Origin of the sequence: Nonomuraea sp. H19, from assembly GCF_052068215.1 — a bacterium.
GTDB lineage: Bacteria > Actinomycetota > Actinomycetes > Streptosporangiales > Streptosporangiaceae > Nonomuraea.
The window spans coordinates 1-597 of record NZ_JBQHCV010000146.1; the positions used below are offsets into that span (position 1 = coordinate 1).

Below are 597 nucleotides of genomic sequence, written 5' to 3' on the forward strand. Positions count from 1 at the left end.
CTGCGGCTCCTCCTCCACCCCCAGCAAAGAAGCCAGCACGGTCAGCGACTCAGCCGCACCATCGACGTCGACCAGCAGAATCCGGCCCGGGTTCTCCGCCTGAGCCGAACGCACCAACCCCGACATCGCCGCCTCGACCAGAGCGCCACCGTCAGCGCTGCCGGATTCGGTACCGGTCGTCACCGCGCCCGTGGTGACCAGCACCAGCCGGGTCTCGGCCAGCCGCTCATCAGCCAGCCAGTCGCGCAGCACGCCCACGACCCGATCCAGCTCCGACCGCAGCCCCTCCAACGGGCCCTGGCTGACAGCGGTCACCGGCAGGCGCATCACCACAGCGGCGGGAAGAGCCTGCCCGGAAGCGACAGCATCACCCAACGCCGCCACATCCGCGAACTCCCCGACACCACCGCCGACGGCCCGGACAGCCGCGGCCAGACCAGGCCACCGCTCACCCACCACCGCCACATCCCTCACAGGAGAGCCCGCCGGCTCACCCGGCAACGACACCCACTGCAGGTGGTGGAGCGCCTCATGCCCCGGTTGCGCGCGAGACGACAACCCATCCACCGGCAACGGCCGTGAAGTCAAACCCGTGAC

General features: G+C 70.5%; 1 protein-coding gene. It reads right to left on the reverse strand.

Annotated elements, in window-relative coordinates; translation table 11 throughout:
* On the reverse strand, nucleotides 1–567 hold a 567-nt coding region (locus ACTMTI_RS56980), incomplete at its 3' end, for a SpnB-like Rossmann fold domain-containing protein (protein WP_441129426.1).
* Nucleotides 568–597 lie beyond the last annotated feature (30 nt).